14 protein-coding genes are annotated in these 18,931 nt (G+C 35.7%); 9 read left to right on the top strand and 5 right to left on the bottom strand.

Annotated features, from left to right (window positions below; genetic code table 11):
* Nucleotides 1-952 (bottom strand): 23S rRNA (adenine(1618)-N(6))-methyltransferase RlmF (rlmF, locus tag ABIZ51_11880; protein MEO7089484.1); only part of this gene is annotated, 952 nt, incomplete at its 3' end.
* Between the two features lie 70 nt (nt 953-1,022).
* On the opposite strand from rlmF, the gene ABIZ51_11875 reads away from it, so the two are divergent.
* Entirely contained in the window at nt 1,023-1,478 is a 456-nt protein-coding gene (locus tag ABIZ51_11875; GenBank protein MEO7089483.1) for a GreA/GreB family elongation factor, read from the top strand.
* A 24-nt stretch (nt 1,479-1,502) separates the two neighbouring features.
* Here the strand turns inward: ABIZ51_11875 and ABIZ51_11870 are convergent, their stop codons facing one another.
* Nucleotides 1,503-2,852 carry a hypothetical protein gene (locus ABIZ51_11870; protein ID MEO7089482.1) on the bottom strand — a complete coding sequence of 450 codons (1,350 nt, stop codon included), beginning with the start codon at nt 2,850-2,852 and terminating at the stop codon, nt 1,503-1,505.
* A gap of 1,062 nt (nt 2,853-3,914) precedes the next feature.
* On the opposite strand from ABIZ51_11870, the gene ABIZ51_11865 reads away from it, so the two are divergent.
* Nucleotides 3,915-5,045, top strand: coding sequence for a DEAD/DEAH box helicase (locus tag ABIZ51_11865; protein MEO7089481.1), 1,131 nt, complete (start codon nt 3,915-3,917; stop codon nt 5,043-5,045).
* Nucleotides 5,046-5,625: 580 nt separating this feature from the next.
* Nucleotides 5,626-7,815 (top strand): glutamine synthetase III, encoded by a 2,190-nt coding sequence (locus tag ABIZ51_11860; GenBank protein ID MEO7089480.1) that lies wholly within the window; start codon nt 5,626-5,628, stop codon nt 7,813-7,815.
* A gap of 156 nt (nt 7,816-7,971) precedes the next feature.
* Here the strand turns inward: ABIZ51_11860 and ABIZ51_11855 are convergent, their stop codons facing one another.
* A complete protein-coding gene (locus ABIZ51_11855) occupies nt 7,972-8,325 on the bottom strand; it encodes a hypothetical protein (protein MEO7089479.1) in 354 nt (117 codons plus the stop codon).
* Nucleotides 8,325-8,645 carry a (2Fe-2S) ferredoxin domain-containing protein gene (locus ABIZ51_11850; GenBank protein MEO7089478.1) on the bottom strand — a complete coding sequence of 107 codons (321 nt, stop codon included), beginning with the start codon at nt 8,643-8,645 and terminating at the stop codon, nt 8,325-8,327. Before ABIZ51_11850 ends, ABIZ51_11855 begins: the two co-directional genes overlap by 1 nt.
* Before the next feature lie 167 nt (nt 8,646-8,812).
* Here ABIZ51_11850 and ABIZ51_11845 point away from each other — a divergent pair, with 167 nt between their 5' ends.
* The 6 genes from ABIZ51_11845 to ABIZ51_11820 are packed head-to-tail and all read left to right on the top strand — an operon-like array spanning nt 8,813 to nt 17,967.
* Complete coding sequence (locus ABIZ51_11845; protein ID MEO7089477.1) at nt 8,813-10,060, top strand: TolC family protein; 1,248 nt, start codon at nt 8,813-8,815, stop codon at nt 10,058-10,060.
* Between the two features lie 21 nt (nt 10,061-10,081).
* On the top strand, nt 10,082-11,017 hold the full coding sequence (locus ABIZ51_11840; GenBank protein ID MEO7089476.1) for an efflux RND transporter periplasmic adaptor subunit: 936 nt from the start codon (nt 10,082-10,084) through the stop codon (nt 11,015-11,017).
* An 11-nt stretch (nt 11,018-11,028) separates the two neighbouring features.
* The gene (locus tag ABIZ51_11835) at nt 11,029-14,064 is read left to right on the top strand and encodes an efflux RND transporter permease subunit (protein MEO7089475.1); all 3,036 of its coding nucleotides are present in this window, start codon (nt 11,029-11,031) and stop codon (nt 14,062-14,064) included.
* 28 nt (nt 14,065-14,092) lie between these two features.
* Complete coding sequence (locus tag ABIZ51_11830; GenBank protein ID MEO7089474.1) at nt 14,093-14,833, top strand: glycosyltransferase; 741 nt, start codon at nt 14,093-14,095, stop codon at nt 14,831-14,833.
* A gap of 31 nt (nt 14,834-14,864) precedes the next feature.
* A complete protein-coding gene (locus ABIZ51_11825) occupies nt 14,865-16,778 on the top strand; it encodes a tetratricopeptide repeat protein (protein MEO7089473.1) in 1,914 nt (637 codons plus the stop codon).
* A 55-nt stretch (nt 16,779-16,833) separates the two neighbouring features.
* Nucleotides 16,834-17,967, top strand: coding sequence for a glycosyltransferase family 87 protein (locus tag ABIZ51_11820; GenBank protein ID MEO7089472.1), 1,134 nt, complete (start codon nt 16,834-16,836; stop codon nt 17,965-17,967).
* On the opposite strand, the gene ABIZ51_11815 is transcribed toward ABIZ51_11820, so the two are convergent.
* Entirely contained in the window at nt 17,876-18,817 is a 942-nt protein-coding gene (locus tag ABIZ51_11815) for a polysaccharide deacetylase family protein (GenBank protein MEO7089471.1), read from the bottom strand. The two genes, ABIZ51_11820 and ABIZ51_11815, sit on opposite strands and share 92 nt — an antisense overlap.
* Nucleotides 18,818-18,931 lie beyond the last annotated feature (114 nt).

Below are 18,931 nucleotides of genomic sequence, written 5' to 3'. Positions count from 1 at the left end.
TAGATTTATTACCCGTTTCCATCGGGATTGTTTTTACTTGAAGTGCATTCATTTCTTCCAATACCTTGTAAATTTCTTTTAGATTCGAACTTTTAGAGACTAAGGTTGAAAACCATAAACAGTTTTTAGCGAATCGTTTACTTTCCATAACCATCGTACGAATGAACATATATTCTCCGCCTTCAAATATTAATTCATGGTTAATTCCTGCAAAATTGAGTGTCGGTATTTTTGTTCTTTTTCCAGATAGATTCATCACTTTTCTTTGTGTGCTTTTTTGAGCTTCTTGCGAAGAAGAATGAAAAGGTGGATTACAAATCGTACAATCAATTTTCTCTTCTTTGCCGATTATTCCGTAAAAAATTTCTTCTTTCTTTTTTTGGATTCTACATTCTACTTTATCCGTAAGTGATGGATTAGCTGCAACAATATGCTGTGCTGATTTAATTGATTTGGGATCAACATCAGAGCCGATAAATTTCCAATCGTATTCCGTTACGCCAATGATAGGGTAAATACAATTTGCTCCTACACCCACATCCAGACAGGTAATTTTATCGCCCTTTGGAATAATCCCAGAATTATTTTCGACTAACAAATCCGCGATATAGTGAAGGTAATCTGCTCTTCCAGGTATTGGTGGACATAAATTCTCATCTGGAAATTCCCAATGTTTGACTCCGTAATAATGACTTAACAGTGCTCTATTTAATAGTTTTACCGCAATAGGATTCGTGAAATCAACCGAATCTCCGCCATATTTATTCGGTTTTATATAAGCTGTTAATTCAGGAATAGCAATTATCAATGCAGCTAAATCATAGCGCTCACGGTTTTTATTGCGAATGTGCAGTCTTGTTTTTTCCAGATTACTTTTTTCTGCTAACATGCTATATGTTTTTTCTCCTTTTACTTGTCCAAAATTAATAAATCCTTTGCTCTTGTCTATCAAAAATTTTATTCGCACAACAAACCGAAGCAATACAATTCTCTTACCTTCGCATTGATCAATTAAAGATGAAATGTCCTCGAATATTAAAGAAGTTTTATATCAGCATTGTGTGAATTATGTGCAAAACCGAATTAAAACAATTCAGGATTCTATTTCGTCATCGCAGGAGTCTGCCAATTCGGAAACTAAAAGTACGGCTGGCGATAAACACGATACTGCCCGCGCGATGATGCAATTGGAAGTGGAACAAAAAAGCAAACAATTGGCGGAAGCACAAAAATTAACAATAGGATTAAGCCTAATTAAACCAACATTAAAACTTAGCACCGTTCAATTGGGCGCATTGGTTTTTACCAATTACGGTATTTATTATTTGGCGATTAGTACGAGCAAGATTGATTTAATGTATTCTACTTATTTTCTTATTTCTCCGAATTCGCCCATTGGACAAGCTTTATTGGGATTAAAAAAAGGAGATGCTACCGAATTTAATGGAAAGAAAATAACTATTGAGGATGTGCAGTGATTCTGGAATAGTCGGTTTAATTTGTCATGTAAGTTGCTCATTTAATTTATGTTTCCATTTTACAAAGTCATCAACAAAATCAGAAGCAATGTCATCATGTTCAATTACAGTAAATGCAAGGTCGCTGTCATGGTGATTATTTCTGTAAGCCCGTTTGTAATTTTCTCGTCCGCTATTTCTGATTGTGTTAACTGAATCCTCTATTCTCTTGAATTGAAATTCAATTTCTCTGTCTGATTTGTCAATGCACCAAATGTAAGTTGCATGAGTATTGAGAAGTTCCCAAACGAAATGATTGTTCTCCTTGCCTTCCAATAGAAACAGAAAACCAAAGTTGGGATGCAATGTGAAGCGCAATTTGTTTTTCTCTGATTGCTTGCCCGATAAATATTCAAGTTGCTTTCTGTTTCTGATTTTGTGATGGTCAACCAAAAAACGCAAAATGTCCTGTTCTGTTTGCTTAAAAACATTTCCTTCAATGTCTTCAGAAATTTGGTCGCCAAAAATTTCCTCTGCTGTGAAAAGAGATTTGTCTGTTGTGTTAACTCTTGGTGATTTTGTCAAGGAAATTGTCCGCTGATATTTTATGCTATCAATCAATTCGGAGGTTATCATTTCTATTTGAGAAGAAGTTGCAGTTGCATCAGTATACTTTCCGTCTGTTGTTTTGATTGAAGCAACCACTTTAAACTTTCTTGTCTTTAGAATTTTTGCGAACCATGATTTTATATTGTCAAACTCTGCAAGAATAAATTCGTTTTTTATTTTGAAATGTATCTTGCTGCTAACTTCTTTGATGTGTTTGTTGAATGCTACATAGCCAAGCATAAAGTGAGCATCGGTAAAGTAAACGCTGAATTCAACTTTAAATGTTTCAATTATTGGCTTGTGTTCTGTTGGAACAAAGGGAGTAGTGTTCTGAAATGTTTGAGGAAGATTTATTTCAACTTTATGTTTTTGCAAGTCAGCGATTGAAATTGCTGGAGTAGTTTTTAGTTTCGGTTTTTCCCTGAAAAATCTATCTGCATCGTGATTATCCAAAACTTCAATCATTTTTATTTTATGATAGTGGATAAGATGACTTTCAAATTTTAGCCAATCAAATTTTTCAAATGCAATTCTCTCAACTTCTTTCGTTGATTTTTGCCTGTCAAAATTTTTGATGTCGTTAGCGAAGTAGTCAGTAACTTTTACTTTCCAACATTTCGCGTCTTCGTTGTATGCAACTAATTCAACTTTCCAAAAGATGTCTTTATTTGTCCGAAACTTCATGTGTCCAATTGGAATGTTTGTCTGTTGGATAGGGACAGTCAACTTGGGATTCAAGTGAATCTTGTCGTTGTCAACTTTGATTACTATTTCCTTTAGTGCCATTTATCAAAAGTAGTCTTTTATCTGTCTACGAAAAAATTTTAGCAAAATGAAAGCGTGATGAATTCGGGAAGTTCCGAGCGTGCGAGGAAATCACCCGATGAATAGCTTTCAGGAAGCTAAAATGAAATGAGAAAGCCAAGCCTTGAATTTTTGGTTCTTTTTTTTCAAGAAAAAAGAACGTAAAAAAAAATTCTTTGAATCGAACAAAAAAGCAATGGTTTTATTTAGCCTTCTTTCTTTTGTTTGTAAGACAAAAGTAAAGAAGAAGTAAAATTCTATTATTATCTTTTGGCTTGATCCAAAAAGAAACAAAAAAATCAAGAAAGCATAATCCCCCATATACGTTCGGAACTTCACGATTTTATTAAGTCTTTAACTTGAAAAAAATCACAATCCATCCATGCCGGTTAGTTAGAAAGCTAAAGACATAGTTCTCTAAACAGACCCATGCTCGCAGTAAAATAATTGATGCTGTCACTAAAATTATTGACGCTGGCAACAAAATTAATGATGCTGCCACCAAAATAAACGACACTGACAGTGAAATAATTGATGCTCACACCCAAATAAATGACGCTGACAACAAAATTATTAATGCTCTCAGTAAAATAAACGATGCTGTCACCAAAATAATTGATGCTCTCAGTAAAATAATTGACGCTGACACCAAAATTATTAATGCTCTCAGTAAAATAAACGACGCTATCACCAAAATAATTGACGTTGACAGTAAAATAATTAACGCTGCAAGTTGTGTGTAGAATGTATTTCCTCTCTCGTCTACCTGTGGCAGCAACCTCTTCAAGCGGAGGATGAAATTACTGTTCCACTCCAGTGGGAGATAAGGTTTTTGCATATTTTATGTTGTGCTTTCTAAGCAAATAGGGCAATCCAAATTAATTGTGTATCTTTGCCCCATCAATAAGAAGATTGTATCTCCATCCGTTTGTATTCCGATTTCACCATTCGATTTATTTTACAATTTCTTTTCAGATTAATCAGGTTATGTCTATAGACACATAAACCTGTGTGTATTTATATATAAATTAAAAAAAACAATTAATGACATTTAACGATTTAAAACTTATTAAAGAGCTTACTATAGCTTTAGATAAAAAAGGGTATAAAGAACCCACTCCCATTCAACAACAAGCCATTCCGCATATATTAGCTGGAAAAGATATTTTTGGATGCGCACAAACAGGCACTGGTAAAACAGCGGCTTTTGCTTTACCTATTTTGCAATTATTGCACGCCAGTAAAAAGGCTGTTCCGCAAAAAACAATTAAGGCACTTATACTTGCGCCGACACGCGAGTTGGCGATACAGATTAGCGAAAACATTTTAATCTATGGTAAAAACTTGGGTATATCGCACACTACGGTGTTTGGCGGTGTCAATCAAAATAAGCAGGTGGCAGCTATTAGGCATGGCGCCGATGTGTTGGTAGCAACGCCCGGTAGGTTATTAGACCTTATGCAACAAGGCTTTATTAAACTAAACAATATCGAGTTTTTTGTACTGGATGAAGCCGATCGTATGTTGGATATGGGTTTTATCAACGATATAAAAAAGGTAATAACTAAGCTTCCGGCAAAAAGACATACCATGTTCTTTTCAGCAACAGCTGCACCGGATATTATGAAGCTGGCAAACACCATTCTTAAAAGCCCAGTAAGTGTGGCGGTTACACCTGTTTCATCCACCACTACATTAGTTAAGCAATCAGTTTATTATGTGAACAAAGAAAGTAAACGTAATTTATTAAAACATCTACTAAAGAGCAGTACCATTGAAAGTGCTTTGGTATTTACACGTACTAAACATGGTGCCGATAAGGTAGTAAAAGATTTAAATAGCATTGGTATTAAAGCCGAGGCTATACATGGTAATAAATCGCAAAATGCGCGTGAAAGAGCTTTGAAGGGATTTAAAGACAGAACCATTCGTGTGCTTGTAGCTACAGATATTGCTTCTCGCGGAATTGATGTAGATAAAATATCACATGTAATAAATTACGAATTGCCGGAGCAAGCGGAAACGTATGTTCACCGTATTGGCAGAACAGGCAGAGCAGGTTCCAGCGGTATCGCTATTTCTTTTTGTACGCAAGATGAGATGCCTTATTTAAAAGACATCAGTAAATTGATTAAGAAAGATATTGAGATCATCAAGTCGCATCCTTTTTCGTAAGGTATTGCAATCGTTGCGAGGAGGTACGATGATTCAATAGCCTCTTACTTTATCTGTCCAAAACAATGTCATCGGATTTCGAATAAAATTTTAACAAAATGAAAGCGTGATGAATTCGGTATTTCCGAGCGTATGCGAGGAAATCACCAGATGAATAGCTTTCGGGAAGCTAAAATGAAATGAGGAATCCAAGCCTTGAATTTTATCAGCTATTTTCTCTTAAGTTCTTTTGACTTATAAGGTCTGTACAGACCCTAGTTTTTTATTTCAATATCGTCCACCAAGGTGCGAGCTTCAGTTTCCATACCCGAAGTGTCGTCCGCGACAGAGTGAGTCGCAATTTCGTCAGGTAAACACTCTTTCGCTTAAGCTTATCTCTATATCTTAAACCTATTTATATACTTTTTATTTATTCTACCTTAAAAAATAGGGGGTGTTATTCATATTTATTCATTTTAAATTTAATAAGTATCAAAAAATAGGGGTGTTAATAAAATAAATCACCTTTTTTATAAAATGTGCTTTGAAAAAATTATTTTTGCAGCATCAAAATAAAACCTCATCTAAAAAACAAAATAATATGACCTCTTTAAGATTTACCTCATTAGAAGAAGCTCGTAAACACGCGCCTGTTCACGTAGAATTGCCTTCTGTAAAAGTATCCGATTATTATGGCGAAAGCGTTTTCGGTAAAAAAGCGATGAAAGAATATCTTTCGGACGAAGCTTACGAAAGCGTCATGAACGCGATTGAAAAAGGCACGCGCATTGATCGCAAAATGGCGGATCAAGTAGCTGCTTCTATGAAAGCGTGGGCTGTGAATAAAGGTGCCACACATTATACTCATTGGTTTCAGCCATTAACTGGTACTACTGCTGAAAAACACGATGCTTTTTTTGAAACAACTGAAGATGGTAGCGCCATTGAAAAATTTGGAGGTTCGCAATTGGTTCAACAAGAACCGGATGCTTCCAGTTTTCCGAGCGGAGGAATCCGAAATACTTTTGAAGCTCGCGGTTATACGGCTTGGGATCCTACTTCTCCGGCTTTCGTTATTGGCAGAGCTTTGTGTATTCCTACTATTTTTGTTTCCTATACAGGAGAGGCTTTGGATTATAAAACTCCTTTATTAAAAGCCTTGAATATATTGGATAAAGCGGCGGTAGATGTGTGTCAGTATTTTGATAAAAACGTAAATAAAGTAACGGCTACTTTAGGTTGGGAGCAAGAATATTTTTTGGTGGACGAAGCTTTGTACAATGCGCGTCCAGATTTAGCCATGACAGGAAGAACTTTGTTTGGTCATGCGCCAGCGAAAGGGCAGCAGTTGGAAGATCATTACTTTGGTTCCATCCCAAAACGAATTTCCTCTTTTATGCGTGCTTTCGAAATTGAATCGCATCGTTTGGGAATTCCTGTTAAAACGCGCCACAACGAAGTAGCTCCAAATCAATTTGAGTGCGCTCCGATTTTTGAAGAATGTAATTTGGCGGTAGATCACAATCAATTATTAATGGATTTACTCGAAAAAATTGCAAAAAAACATCATTTTAGAGTGTTATTGCACGAAAAACCTTTCGCAGGAGTAAATGGAAGCGGGAAACACAACAATTGGAGCATGGGCACTAATACCGGAAAAAATTTACTTTCTCCTGGGAAAACGCCTAAGACCAATTTGCAATTTCTTACCTTTTTTATCAATACAATAAAAGCGGTGCACGACCATTCCGATTTATTGCGCGCCAGCATTGCTTCGGCAAACAATGATCACCGTTTAGGTGCTAATGAGGCTCCGCCAGCAATTATGAGTATTTTTATCGGAACACAATTAACGCAAGTGTTAGATGATTTGGAGAAGAAAGTAAAATCTGGAAAAATGAGTCCGGATGAAAAAACGGCACTTAAATTAGGCATTGGAAAAATTCCAGATATTTTATTGGACAATACCGATAGAAACCGGACTTCTCCTTTTGCGTTTACTGGAAATAAATTTGAATTCAGAGCCGTTGGATCTTCTGCTAATTGCGCAGGACCAATGATTGTGTTAAACACGATTATGGCGAATCAACTCATCGAATTTAAAAAAGAAGTAGATACAATTATCCATAAAGGCGAAGACAAAGACGAAGCCATTTTCCAAGTATTGCGCGATTATATTGTGAAATCAAAAAACATTCGTTTTGAAGGAAATGGTTATGGAGACGAATGGGTGAAAGAAGCTGAAAAACGCGGCTTGAGTAATATTAAAACTACGCCCAATGCCTTGGATGCCTTCTTAAATAAGAAAACAGTTCATTTGTTTGAATCTTTAAATATAATGTCGGATCGCGAACAAGAAGCACGACACGATATTTATTTAGAAACGTACACCAAAAAAATTCAGATAGAATCGCGTGTGATGGCAGAGTTGGCGCTTAGTCATATTATTCCGACCGCTATTAAATACCAAAAAATAGTTGTGGATAATGTAAACGGAATTAAACAATTGTTTGATGCTGCCGAATTTAAAAAAGCCACCGCTGCACAAATGGAAATGATCCGCGAAATTTCAGAACGTATTTCTACCATTAAAAAAAATGTGGACGATATGACGGAAGAACGTAAAAAAGCAAATGTCATTACCGATCATAAAAAACAAGCCATTGCGTATTGCGAAAAAGTAAAACCGCATTTCGAAACCATTCGTTATAATGTAGATAAATTGGAATTATTGGTAGACGATGAAATGTGGTCCTTACCGAAATACAGAGAATTACTTTTTGTGAAATAATTTTTTCGCGAAATAGATTGGTAAAAAGGTGTTTGAAAAATTAATTTTTCAAACACCTTTTTTGTTGAATTAAAAATGGCTTCGAAAAAATAATTTTTTGAATCTGTTTTCCTTTAATTTCCTTTTTCATGAAGTAACAAAAATTCAAGTCTTTAATTACTTAAGAGAATACGTGTTTCGGATAATCACTTTTTGCAATTCTCGATTTAAAATTAGCGCAGTAATGATATCGGGTAATGTTTTTGCATCCAGATTTTTAAGTGTTTCGGAAATTTTTTTTTCACTTACGTCGATGCGATAAAGAACGTCCATCAATTGTTGGTAATTCTGCTGTAAAAGCTTGCAAACAATGGTTTGTATTTGCACGAACAATTCCTGATAAGCGGTTTCCTGATTTCCTGAAAATAAAATTTCGAAGTTCAACATCCCGAAATCTTTTTGCGTTTGTTGTGCCGTTTGTTGGATAATTTCCGCGTTTTTAAAATACTCGGAAAGTTGATTTTCTTCCATCAATACTTTGATTTATCCAGCACCAAGCGTTTCACTGGACGATTATTCACAATGTGTTCCTCAATAATTTCCGCTACATCCGAGAGTTGCACATTCACATAAAAAACGCCTTCAGGATACACCACCAAAGTAGGTCCGAAATTACAAATATCCAAGCAGCCTGCTTTTTGCGCACGCACTTTTATCGGTAATTGTTTTTCTTTTAAGGCTTTTTTGAAAGCGGCTACTAATTCCAATCCATGGGCTTCTCCACAACTTTTACGTTCCGAATCTGCAGCGCGTTGGTTGGTGCAAATAAAAATATGTTTATCAAATTTCATCTTGTTTTTTTCTTAATTTATGACGTAAAGAAAAGAAAAAATAACACACCAATACAACGCTGGAAAAGGAGTCTTTTAGAATTTTCTAAATTTATCCAGAATAAATACAAAATTGAATTTTAATTTCGCTTTGTTTATTTTTCGATATTTGAATTTCTTTCAAAACTATGCGTTTTTTCAAAAACACTTATTTCCTATTCATCCTTTGTTTTTTTGCAGTTTATTCCGCAAATGCACAAACTACTAATTTAGATTATTACTTACTCCAAGGGCGTGAAAACAGCCCGTTTTTAAAGGATTACAGCAATCAAGTCCTTTCTAACAACATAGATAGTTTAAAATTAAAAACAGGCTATAAACCGAAAGTAAATTTGTATGGACAATTGATGTTCGCGCCTATTATCAACGGTTATGGATATGACAATGCAATTACCAACGGCGGACTGTATTCTTCTGTTATCAGTGTTTCACAGGATTTTACGCCTAAAAAAAACAAAGAAACGGAAATGCAACAAGTAGTGTTAAATGGTCAATCGCTGGGCATCTCCAAACAAATGAGTACACACGATTTGCAAAAAAATATTGTAGCGGATTACATTGCAGCATATACTTTTCAGGAGCAATGCAAGGTCGAAAAAAATAATTTATCAATGTTGAAAGCAGAAGAAATTATTTTGAAACAGCTTTTAAACAAAGGGATTTACAAGCCATCCGATTATTTGAATTTTAAAATTGAAATGCAATCCGAGCAAATAAATGCGTTGCAATTACAAGAAGATTATAAAAAAGCAGTGTCTGAATTAAATTTATTGTGTGGCATTAACGATACTTCAAGCGTTTCGATGGAAGCACCTTTGGTTAAAAGGAACCTTACTTCTAATTCATTTTCTGCTCCATTTTTTATGCAATTTACTATTGATAGTTTAAAAATTACCAATGCTCAAAATTTAATTTCGCTTCACTATAAGCCTAAATTAAGCTGGTTTGCAGATGCCGGAATTAATTCTGCTTCGTACGATATGATTTATCAACACGTGGGAACCAGTTTCGGATTAAATTTTTCGATGCCGATTTATGATGGAAAACAGCGTCAGTTGGAGGAACAAAAATTAAAAATTTCGGAAGATACTCGGAACGGATACAAAAAATATTTTATAAACCATCACGCCGCAGAAATAGCACGTACGGAGAATGAATTAGTGGCTGTGAATGCGATTGTTCAACAACTAAACGAGCAATTGATTACTTCGCAAACGTTAATTGACGTATCTAAAAAACAAATGGAACAAGGCACCATAGCTGTAACGGAATTTGTTATTGCCGTAAAAAACCAATTGATTATTCAAGCACAATTAAATCAAGAACAATTAAAAAAACTAAGTTTGATTAACGAACTAAATTATTGGAACTGGTAATTATTTCCCAAAAAAAGAACGATGAAAAAAATAATTTTTCGAAGTGCCATTTTATCTTTTGCATTTATCCTTTCACTTTTATCGGGATGTAAATCCAATACGATTTCCTCGGACGATAGCGGAGATACGGATTCTAAAGCCATCGTAGCTGTGCGCGTTACGCATATTTCTCAAGAAACTATTTCAGATCAACTTACGCTCAGTGCCACTTCCTCCTTTCTGATAAAAGATGCAGCACGCGCTAATGCCAATGGATATATCAGAAATGTGGAAGTAAATGTGGGCGATAAAATAAAAAAAGGGCAAGTCCTTTTTATTCTCCAAACGAAGGAAGCATCCGCTATTGATGCGAAAACCGATTCTCTTTTTTCCTTTTCAGGGATGCTGAAAATCACCGCCAACAAAGAAGGAATAATTACTGCTGTAAATCACCAAAAAGGAGATTATGTGCAAGACGGCGATCCGCTTTGTCTTATTGCGGACGAAAGCAGTTTGGTATTTCTACTAAACGTGCCTTATGAGTTGCATAACTACGTAAAAACAACGATGCCTTGCAGTATTATTTTGCCAGATAGCGAAGTTATAAAAGCTCGTATCGACAGCCGTTTGCCAACGATGGATGCTGCGTCTCAAACGGAAAATTATATTGTGAAAGCAATGTCTGATATATCACTTCCGGAAAATCTTATCGCTAAAATAACGATTCCGAAAACAGCCGCCAAACAAGCTTTTGTATTGCCCAAAACCGCAGTATTAACAAACGAAACAGAAACTTCTTTTTGGATAATGAAATTAATAAACGACAGCACGGCAGTAAAAATTCCGGTAAAAAAAGGGATTGAAACAAACGATAAAGTAGAAATTATTTCGCCTACTTTTTCACCGTCCGATAAAATTATTTTTTCAGGAAATTATGGATTGGCAGATACTGCAAGTGTTAAAATAATACAGCCGTGAAAAACTTTTTTTTGAGATATAAGAGTCCGATTGCCGTAATTATGGCACTTCTCATTGCTGGAGGTGTGCTTTTTTATACGCGTATCGAAACTTCTTTATTACCAGAAATTACGTTTCCGAAAATAAAAGTGATTGTAGATGACGGCGAGCAGCCAGTGGATAAAATGATGCTCACGATTACAAAACCTTTGGAGAATATCTTAAAAAAAATTCCGGATTTACAACGCATCCGAAGCACTACGAGTCGCGGTAGTTGCGAAATATCTATTTTCTTGGATTGGAATGCGAATGTGGAAACAAGTCGCCAACAAGCCGAATCCTATATTAATCAAATACGAAGCGACTTACCTGCTGGAACACAAATTAAGGTAGAAAAAATGAGTCCTTCCACCGCTCCTGTAATGGGATACACGGTAGAAAGCGCGAATAAAAGTCCGATTGAATTAAGATTGATTGCGGAACATTTAATCAAGCCATATCTTTCGCAAGTAGTCGGAATTTCATCCATTGAAGTAAGCGGAGGAAAAACAAAAGAGTATTGGATAGAACTGCATGCACAAAAGATGAGCGCATTGGGGATTACACCTGCCATGATAAATGATGCGCTCAATGCCACTAATTTTATCAAATCAAATGGCTACACAAATGATTACCGCAGATTGTATCTCACGCTCACGGATGCTGGTATTTACACGAAAGATGAATTGGAAAATGTGGTGTTGCGAAATGATGGAAAACGCATCGTTACTTTAAAAGACATTGCTACGGTAGAGATTCAACAAAAAATAGAATACATAAAAATAAATGCGAATAGCAAAGAAGCGATTCTGGTAGATATTTTAAAACAACCGAAAGCCAATTTAATTGATTTGGCAAATCAGTTAAGAGCGAAAGTAAACGAGTTGCAAAAAATGCTTCCGGAAGATGTAAAATTGGTTCCTTATTACGATCAATCAGATTTCGTTACCGATGCTGTGAAAAGTGTAAGCGATAGTTTGTGGCTCGGACTTGTCTTAGCCATTTTGGTAGTTTTTATTTTTTTACGTTCACTAAAAGCAAGCCTTACCGTTTTAGTTACTATTCCGATAACATTAGCGCTCTCATTTACGGTGGTTTATGCGATGCATTATACTTTAAATATTATCACCTTGGGTGCTATTGCTGCATCCATAGGACTCATCATTGACGATGCCATTGTTGTTATGGAACAAATTTTCCGCGTTTCAGAAGAACATCCGAACGAGGCTCCTTCTTCGGTTGTCAACAAAGCTGTGCGTTATATTTTACCTTCCATGATTAGTTCGTCCATCAGCACCATTGTTATTTTTATTCCTTTTGAAATGATGACAGGCATTGCTGGGGCGTATTTTAAAGTGCTCACCAATACAATGATTATTACATTGATTTGTTCTTTTTTCGTAACCTGGATTTGTTTGCCGGTAGTGTATTTAATTTTTGCACGTAAAAAAGAGCGTTCAAAAAATAATTTTTCAGAAGCACTTCCGCATCCCATAAAAAAACAAAAATGGATTTCTTTTTTTATCAAAAGACCCATAATTAGTTTAGCGATTATAGTTGGATTAATTTTCGCCGTATGGCTGATTTTACCAAAATTAGAAACTGGATTTTTGCCCCAAATGGACGAAGGTACTATTGCTATGGATTATTCCAGTCCGCCCGGAACCTCCCTTCAACAAACAGACTCCATGCTGTGTCAAGTTGAAAAGAAAATCTTGGCGATACCCGAAGTAGAAAGTTATGCTCGCAGAACTGGGACACAAATGGGATTTTTTATTACGGAACCCAATACTGGAGATTATCTCATCCAACTTAAAAAGAAAAGAAAACGCACTACGGATCAAGTGATTGATGCCATCCGACAAACAATAGAAAGTTCGCAACCTGCTTTGCGCGTGGATTTCGGACAAAGAATCGAAGATATTTTGGGAGATTTAATGAGTTCGACACAGCCGATAGAAATAAAAATTTTCGGAAGCGATCCCGCGTATCTTAACCAAACCGCAAGTGTTGTAGCTGGTTTGGTTACTAAAGTAAAAGGTACTGCCGATGTATTTGATGGCGTTGTAATAGCTGGTCCTAATATTGAGATCAAGCCTAATTTTATAAAATTGGCACAATACCAAATCACACCTTCTGATTTTCAATTTCAGATGGAAACTCAATTGAAGGGTTCTGTTGTTGGGCAAATCATGGAAAAGCAGCAAATGACAGACATTCGGATGGTTTATCCCGACAATAAAGATGCAACTGTTCAGCACATCAAAAATGAATTTATTTTTTTGCCGGACGGAAAATTAAAGCCGATTGGAGAATTGGCAAACGTTCAAATTCAAAGCGGTGTGGCTGAAATACAGCGCGAAAATAACCAATCGGTAGCGCTTGTAACCGCTCGCTTAGACAACCGTGATTTGGGTAGCGTTATCAAAGACATTAAAAAACAAATTGCAGAAAACATTCATTTGCCGCAAGGATACAGTATCACTTATGGAGGCTCGTACCAACAACAACAACAATCTTTTTTGGAATTATTGCAAATACTTTTTACCGCTAGTTTATTGGTGTTTACCGTTATTCTTTTTCTATACAGAGATTTTAAAGTAGCACTCCTCATTTTATTCATCGCCCTTTTGGGTGATGCCGGAAGTTTGTTGGCGCTGTATATTACGCACACACCGCTTAATGTAGGAAGTTATACGGGTTTAATTATGATTGTCGGAATCATTGGTGAAAATGCCATTTTTACCTTTCAACAATTTCAAGATTCGCTACAAACAAATTCTGTGGACGATGCCTTGGTGTATTCCATTTCAACACGTTTACGCCCTAAATTAATGACCGCAATCGGCGCTATCATTGCATTGCTCCCTTTAGCAATGGGTATCGGAACAGGGGCACAATTGCACCAACCTTTAGCCATTGCCGTAATCGGAGGATTTACGATAGCACTGCCGCTTTTACTGATTATTTTTCCTTCTCTGTTGCGTTTGTTGTATAGAAAGCACAACAATTCTTCATCGTATCAATAAAAAATGGATATTTGGGCTTCCAGAAATTATGGCAGATAAGAGCAGCGATATTGTTTTAAGTTTAATTATTCCCGCGTATAAATGCGCTGATGTGTTCGAAAAAAATTTTCCGAAACTGAAAACACATTTGCAAACACTTTCGTGCACGTACGAGGTAATTATTGTGGATGACGGCAGCAACGACGACGGAAGATTGAAAAATATCGCACAGCAATTAGATTGCCTTTATCTTTTTCACGAAAAAAATAAAGGCAAAGGTGCTGCTATTAAAACCGGCATGAATGCGGCTTGCGGAAAATATAAAATTTTTACCGATGCTGATATTCCTTACGAATACGAAGCGATTGACACGATGCTTTATTTCTTAAGCGAACAAAAAATTGGCATGGTAGTAGGCGATCGCAAAATGATGCGCTCCGTTTATTTTGAAGATGTATCGCGTTTGCGAAATATCGGCAGTAAATTTTTTAGTTATTTGGTGGGAACGCTGATTGTGGGCGGTTGGTACGATACACAATGCGGTATCAAAGGATTTAGTAAAGAAGCAGCGGACGAACTTTTTTCGCTTTCGCGGATTGATGGTTTTGCGATGGACGTAGAACTTTTCTACATCGCATTGAAAAAGAAATACGAAATAAAACGAATTTCCGTAAAGCTTAGAAGTAAGGATGGACAAAGCGTTCGTGTGTTTTTACACGGAATAACGATGAGTTTCTCGCTCTTGAAAATTATTTTTTTCAAACTCTCTGGGAAGTATAAACTCAATTAAAAGAGGATTGCTTTTTTAAATTCTGCGAAGCATGAATAAAAAAAACAAGAAAAAAATTTCACTACAAAAAATAATTAAAACTTCCGAAGAAGTTCAATTAGCAAGCCATTCGAGAACATGGAAAAATAAATGGATGTTCTTATTATTCCTTTTTTCTCTTGTCCTTTACGCCAATACCATCCCCAATAATTATGCCTTCGACGACGAAGTTGCTATTACCTCTAACACCTATACGCAACAAGGTTTAAAAGGCATTCCAGAATTAATGAGTACCGATTTTTTTTCTGGTATTTATGGACAATCCTTGGATTTGAACGGTGGTCGTTATCGTCCGCTTTCCTTAGTGATGTTTGCTGTAGAACATCATTTTTTCGGAAACGATCCACATCCTTCTCACCTGATCAATGTGCTGTTATATGCGCTGAGTTCCGTCATTTTATTTTTGTTGTTGCTCGATTTTTTTCCGGAAAAACCTTTCATCGCTTTAGTCGCAAGTCTTTTGTTTGTGGCGCATCCGCTGCATACTGAAGTGGTGGCGAATATCAAAAGTAGAGATGAAATTCTTTCTTTTCTATTTTTACTTTATACCTTGCGCTTTGGCTTGAAAGCTTTTAAAACAGGTTTGAAAAAATATTTTTTCTACGGATGTTTTTTTTATTTCCTTGCACTTTTATCCAAAGAAAACGGAATTACTTTTATCGCTGTAATCCCTATTACGGCTTATTTTTTTACAGATGAAACGAGCGGTAGAAAATGCTTTAAAAAAAGTATTCCATTTTTTATTACTGCATTATTTTATTTGATTTTACGAACAGCCATGGTCGGTCTTGGCGCAAAAGCGAGTACAGATGTATTGGAAAATCCTTTTGTACATACCTCTTTTTTGGAGCACATGGCAACCGTATCTTACATCAGCGGAAAATACATTTGGATGCTATTTTTTCCGTATCCGCTTTCTGCAGATTATTCTTTTAACCAAATCCCTATTATCAATTTTGTGAATTTAAAAGCAATAATTCCTTTTGTAATAGTATTTTTTTTAATGTTGTGGGCGATAAAAAACACAAAACAAAAACACCTTCTTGCTTATTGCATTTTATTTTACGGAACTACCTTTTCAATTGTTTCTAATATTTTTTTCAATATCGGAGCGTCTATGGGAGAGCGATTTTTATACCTTCCATCGCTTGCATTTTGCATTGCTGCAGCTTATTTTTTAAATTTTTTATCCAAAAAAAAAGTGCATCAAAAAAATAATTTTTCAAAACCAATTATTCTTTTTTTATCGCTTGTATTGATGTTATTTTCAATCGAAATAATTGCGAGGAATAGAGATTGGAAAGACAATATTACACTTTTCTCAACGGATGTAAATACGGTTCCGAACAGCGCCAAGGCGCATTATTATTATGGAAATTCATTGCTCATTACAGCTCTCAAAATGCCCGATGATGCGCTGGAGCAAAAAAGGATCGAAACATCCAAATCCGAATTTTTAAAATCGGTTAAAATTGATTCTGATTTTTTTACTTCCTATTATAATTTAGGGCGGATTTATGATGTCGAAAAGCAACCTGATTCTGCGATTTTTTATCTTCAAAAAGTACTAAAAATAAATCCAACACATATTTTTACACAAGGCTTGCTTGGCTCCGTTTATGGAAAAGAAAAAGGCAATTACGACCAAGCGATTTATTATCTAAAAAAAGCAGTTTTGTACAATCCTAAAGATGTAAAATCGTGGCAAAATTTAGGAATCGCTTACGCAATGAAACAACAATTTTCGAATGCGCTGAATGCCTTTAATCAGGCGTTGCAATTGAATTTAAACGATGCGCAATCTTATTTGAATATTGCCATTACCTATCAAAACATGAATGAACCGGAAAAAGCAAAGCCCTTTTTTAGTAAAGCATTTGAGTTAAATCCTGCTTTGAAAAAATAATTTTTCAAAGCATATTTTTGTAATTATATTCGTTTTTATTTTTACATTCTTTTAGATGAAAAATATTTTTTCAAAAACTTTTTTTTACAACGAAAAATTTATTTTCGTGATGCTGTTTCTTTTTTCGGCAGGCATCGCCATCCAGCGCCATTTAATAGGTGCAGCCAATTACGGCAATTTTATCATCTTCCGAAATTCTTTTTTTCATCTGATAAATTACCAAGATTTATACCTTAAATATTCGCACGAGTACCGAGATTATTTTTTGTACAGCCCTACTTTTGCTGTGTTGATGGCACCTTTCGCCTTGTTGCCAATATTCCCAAGCATGATTTTGTGGAGTGTTTTGAATGGGATTTGCATCTTTTTTGCTATTAAAATGTTGCCCTTCGACGTTCGAAAAAAGTTTTTTTTATTCCTCATTATTTTCATGGAATTCAATACTTCGCTCACCAATATGCAAACCAATACGCTGGTGGTTTCTTTTCTTATTTTCACGTTTGCTTTTTTGGAACGAAAAAATAATTTTTTGGCGGCACTTTTTTTGGTGCTTACGTTTTACATTAAAATTTACGGCATTTTTGCGGGCATTTTTTTTCTGATGTATCCAGATAAAATAAAATTTATTTTGTCGACGATTTTTTGGATGCTCCTTTTATTTTTACTGCCTTTGATTTTTATTTCTTTCAAGCATTTGAGTTTTTTATACCAAAGTTGGTTTTATTTAACAACTGCTTTTCAAGCCGATCAAACGGGGGTTTCGCTGATAGGCATTTTAAAAACGTGGTTTCATTTTCAGCCGCCGACTTTGTGGATAGAACTTTTCGGAACCTTTATTTTAGTACTTCCTTTTTTCAAAAAAAAATTTTTCAAGAACGCACATTTTCGTATTTTTTGGTTGGCGTCTTTTTTAATTTGGAGTGTTATTTTCAATCACATGGCGGAGTCGCCGTCGTACATTATTGCGCTATTTGGCGTAGGAATTTGGTATTTGGCGGTTACACCTAAAAAAACGGAAATGATTTTATTGGGGTTTGTTTTGATATTGACTTGCCTCGCATCGTCCGACGCTGTGCCTTTAAGCGTGCGGATGCACGTTATTTTGCCGTATTCGCTGAAAGCACTTCCGTGTGTAGCGGTGTGGCTGTACATCCAATATCGACTGCTGTTTTGGAAACAATCGGCTTGATTTTGTTCGTCTGCATTAAAATATTTTTTACGTATTCGCCGTGCGGCATAATCGTATAATTATCGGGCAAAACACTTTCAAATTTTTCAAGCATTCCTTTACGATTGTAATACATCAAAAAATTAAATAAGCGATTGTCGTTTACGCCTGGATGCATAAAATGTTCCTGTTCGTAATCAATATCGAATGCGTGAAAATAGCTGATAATAGGACTTTTTTTATTGAATTTTATACGAAGCGCATTACGCGAAACAAATGCCGGAAGAAATCGAAAATATACACTCGATGCAAAAGGGAAACACAAAAAATTATTTTCCATCAGCGTTGGCGGCAATTCCCAAAAACCTTTTTTTACTTCTTTAAACTCTTTTCCGAAATCTGCCCAACTGTGAAAGGCACTGTTAGTAGCCATCACAGACGAAGAATAGGTAAATCCCAATTCCTGCAAAACATCGTACGCCCATTGTGTTTTTGCAGTGAGCGATAATCCCGGCGCGCGAAAACCTTTCGGTTGCTCACAACCAATGCTCGTCAACGCGTCAATATTTAACAATATGTCTTCTCTAAAAGAAGCTTTTGTGTGTTGATCTAAAGGAATATGATTGTGTGTATGACAAGCAATTTCGTGACCTTCTTTGGCGATGTCTTTTAAAAGAGAAGAATATAATTTTACCGTATTTCCGACCACAAAAAAAGTGGCTTTGGCATTTTTATTCTGAAGGAAAGTGAGATATTTTTCCATCATCGCGGGAACGCGTTCGCTGTATTTCATTCCGTCAGGAACCAGCATACGGATGTCTTCAAAATCAATACTGAAGAGTAAAATATTGGTATGTTTTTCTTTTTCCAAAAGAGACAAAATAAAAAAATAAGGATGCAAAGATAAGGTTTATTAAACGTGCTTTTTTCTGTTTTAGTATTTCGCGAATGAAAAAAAGACGCTTCAAAAAAATAATTTTTCAAA

It is taken from the genome of Bacteroidia bacterium (assembly GCA_039924845.1).
In the GTDB taxonomy this organism is placed as follows: Bacteria; Bacteroidota; Bacteroidia; order DATLTG01; family DATLTG01; genus DATLTG01.
This window is presented reverse-complemented; position numbering and strand designations above follow the sequence as displayed.

Coding starts and splice junctions, on each gene's coding strand:
- ABIZ51_11850 (MEO7089478.1), bottom strand. CDS start 8,645: ATGAAATTTGATAAACATATTTTTATTTGCACCAACCAACGCGCTGCA.
- ABIZ51_11830 (MEO7089474.1), top strand. CDS start 14,093: ATGGCAGATAAGAGCAGCGATATTGTTTTAAGTTTAATTATTCCCGCG.
- ABIZ51_11855 (MEO7089479.1), bottom strand. CDS start 8,325: ATGGAAGAAAATCAACTTTCCGAGTATTTTAAAAACGCGGAAATTATC.
- ABIZ51_11870 (MEO7089482.1), bottom strand. CDS start 2,852: ATGGCACTAAAGGAAATAGTAATCAAAGTTGACAACGACAAGATTCAC.
- ABIZ51_11820 (MEO7089472.1), top strand. CDS start 16,834: ATGAAAAATATTTTTTCAAAAACTTTTTTTTACAACGAAAAATTTATT.
- ABIZ51_11840 (MEO7089476.1), top strand. CDS start 10,082: ATGAAAAAAATAATTTTTCGAAGTGCCATTTTATCTTTTGCATTTATC.
- ABIZ51_11865 (MEO7089481.1), top strand. CDS start 3,915: ATGACATTTAACGATTTAAAACTTATTAAAGAGCTTACTATAGCTTTA.
- ABIZ51_11845 (MEO7089477.1), top strand. CDS start 8,813: ATGCGTTTTTTCAAAAACACTTATTTCCTATTCATCCTTTGTTTTTTT.
- ABIZ51_11825 (MEO7089473.1), top strand. CDS start 14,865: ATGAATAAAAAAAACAAGAAAAAAATTTCACTACAAAAAATAATTAAA.
- ABIZ51_11860 (MEO7089480.1), top strand. CDS start 5,626: ATGACCTCTTTAAGATTTACCTCATTAGAAGAAGCTCGTAAACACGCG.
- ABIZ51_11875 (MEO7089483.1), top strand. CDS start 1,023: ATGTCCTCGAATATTAAAGAAGTTTTATATCAGCATTGTGTGAATTAT.